This window comes from Nonomuraea zeae (assembly GCF_005889725.1).
GTDB lineage: Bacteria > Actinomycetota > Actinomycetes > Streptosporangiales > Streptosporangiaceae > Nonomuraea > Nonomuraea zeae.
In genome coordinates, this window is record NZ_VCKX01000725.1 from 1 (window position 1) to 683 (window position 683).

Here is a 683-nt window from a genome sequence, read left to right on the forward strand (position 1 = left end):
CCCCACCTCCCACACAGGCCCGGCGCCCTTCACCCCTCCTCGGCCAGGCGCTCCGCAAGCCGGTCACGGATCCTCGTCGCAGCCGCGATCCGCTCGTCCAGGACAGCCAGCCGCGCCCGCGCCCTCTCCAGCGCCAGACGGCAGATCGGGCTGCCCGGCCGGGAGAAGACGGCCGGCACCTCCCGATCCAGCAGATCCACGAACGCCCGCACATCGATGAGAGTGAAACCGAGATCGAGCAACTCGCGAATACGGCGCACCCGCTCCACCGCGCGCTCGTCATAATCCCGGTACCCGGCGGGGGAGCGCCCCGGCTCCAGCAGACCGTGCTGCTGATACCAGCGCAACGCCCGCGGAGTGGTGCCCGCCGCACGAGCGGCCTCTGCGATCCGCATACCCCCCATGCTCACACGCCAACGATCACAGCACCCACAAACCCCCCGGCCAGCAGATCGACCAGCGCCCGCGACGCGCCGTCCAGCCCGTCCACCACCGTGTACGGCTCACGCAGCCCCAGCTCCCGCCACTCCTCCCGCAGCTGCGGATGGTCGGCCGCGGTGAACCCCCGCAGCGTCACACGCCTGCCGATCAGCTCCATCAGATCCAGCTCCACACCCGCCGGCTCACCACCCACCTGATGAGCCAGCGCCCCGCACAACGCCACCCTTCCCCCCGGCCTGACC

The 683-nt window shown here is 71.4% G+C and carries 1 protein-coding gene and 1 pseudogene; both read right to left on the reverse strand.

Annotated features, from left to right (window positions below):
• Nucleotides 1-29: 29 nt before the first annotated feature.
• A complete protein-coding gene (locus ETD85_RS62620) occupies nucleotides 30-395 on the reverse strand; it encodes a MerR family transcriptional regulator (RefSeq protein WP_138699142.1) in 366 nt (121 codons plus the stop codon).
• An 11-nt stretch (nucleotides 396-406) separates the two neighbouring features.
• Nucleotides 407-683, reverse strand: a pseudogene (locus tag ETD85_RS62625) (NADP-dependent oxidoreductase); the annotation flags it as partial.

Bases quoted from the DNA above. Each gene is read 5' to 3' on its own strand.
- ETD85_RS62620 (WP_138699142.1), bottom strand. From the start codon at position 395: ATGCGGATCGCAGAGGCCGCTCGTGCGGCGGGCACCACTCCGCGGGCG.